A 1707-nucleotide genomic window follows, 5' to 3' on the forward strand; every position below is an offset into this window, starting at 1 on the left:
GAGGGCGGCGGTGGCGGCCTGTCCGATGGCGCGGGCGGTGGTGGTGGGGTCGGTCAGGGTGTGCACGGTGGCACCGTCCATCGGGTCGGTTCCGAACTTGTCGGGCGCCAGCCACAACACCGCGCAGCCGCTCGCCCGCAACCGGTCGAGCATGTTCTGGCCCGGTTTCCGGGTTTCGTGTTCGAAGTTGCCGTCGGAAATGATCACTAGCAGGCGCGCGGCGTTCGGGCGGGACAGGTCGAGCCCACCATCGAGGGCGTTGATCGCGGTGTCGATGGCGTGCCCGCCGAGGCGGGTGCCGAATTCGGTCACCTTCGCGGGTGTGGTGCCGGGGCGGGTGATCGGGGTGACGATGCCCGCGCCGAAGACCACGGTGGCGGTGGTGGCGGGTACGGCGGTGTGGCGGGCGGCGTGGGCGAGAATCCATGCCGCCGAGGCCACGGGGGCGGTGAACGCTCTCATGGAGGCGGTGACGTCGCAGATGATGCCGAGTCGTAGCGGCGGTGCGGGCACGGTGGAGCGGGTGGTGCGGGTGAACGGTTCGGCGCTGGGGATTGCGCCCGCCGCGCGTTGTGCGTCGGCGGTCATCGCGCCCCGCATCCGCAACCGTCCCGGGGGTACGGTCGAGCGGGTTTTGGTGGCTGTGCGGTCACGGTGTCCGGCGGTGGTCAGCGCGCGGGCGAGGTGCCGTGCGGCGGTTTGTTCGGTCGTGCTCGGCGCGCGAGTGCCCCGGATGTGGCGGGCGGTGGGTTCGTATCCGGTACAGGCACCCCCGAACACCGCGTTTGCGGTGTTCTGTGCCTTCTGGCGTGCCGTGTCGTCGGCGGCACGGGCATCCATGGCCTGCGTGGTGGGGTCGGTCGGGGCGGGCTCGGCAGCGACCGCACTCCCGATCGCGGCGGCGGCGCTGCTAATGGCGTTCGCCAACGGCGACGGTGTCCCGTTCCCGTTGTTGGTGACGTTGGGGTCGGGCGTGTCGGGCGGTTGGTGGGGGTCGGTCCCGATGGCTTCGCACCATTGGCGCCCGAGTTCAATCATGGCCTCGGCGTTGTCGTCGGCGGTGCGGTGCGCGGCGCGCCAAATTCTGCGCAGGGTGGCGAGGGTGTCGGTGCCGAGAACGTCGCGCACGACGCGCTCGACTCGGGCGACTTCGCGGCGGTTGAGGATGCCTCCGTCCACCCGCGCCAGCAGCAGCGCGGCGCTACGGGCGGCGTCCTCATGGGTCATTTGCGGTGCGGCGGCGGGGTCCTGTGCTTGGGTGTCGGCGAGGATGAGGTGGGTGGCGCTGGCGCGTAGCCAGTACCGGTCCCCGGGGCGGCGGCGCACCTGTGCGGCTTCCATGCGGGTTTCTTCCAGCAGGTCCGCCGCCGCGACCGCGCCCGGGGGTGCGTCGTCGGGTGCGCGCCACACGGAATGTTTGGCGTGGCCGCATTCGTGGGTGAGTAGTCCCCACGCGGTGCGGTAGCGCTTGCGGTCCCCGACCCGATGGGGGGCGACGGTGGCGGGGTCGACCCCGTTGTCCATGTGGGTCCCGTCCACCTCGATGGTGGCGAAGTCGGGGAAGAAACAAGCTGGGGCACCGTGTCCCGCCCCGGGGGCGACGGTCACCACAAGGTCGTCGCGGTCGGCGATCGCGGGTACCTCGTCGCCGAATGCGGCGGATAGGGTCAGCCCGCCGGGGCGGGACACGGTGCCCCAGCTTGTTTC

1 protein-coding gene is annotated in these 1707 nt (G+C 71.6%); it reads right to left on the bottom strand.

Annotated features, from left to right (window positions below):
* Positions 1-1689 (bottom strand): VWA domain-containing protein (locus tag D0C15_RS33805; RefSeq protein WP_116052092.1); only part of this gene is annotated, 1689 nt, incomplete at its 3' end.
* Positions 1690-1707: the final 18 nt, after the last annotated feature.

The organism is Amycolatopsis palatopharyngis (genome assembly GCF_003385185.1).
In the GTDB taxonomy this organism is placed as follows: Bacteria; Actinomycetota; Actinomycetes; order Mycobacteriales; family Pseudonocardiaceae; genus Amycolatopsis; species Amycolatopsis palatopharyngis.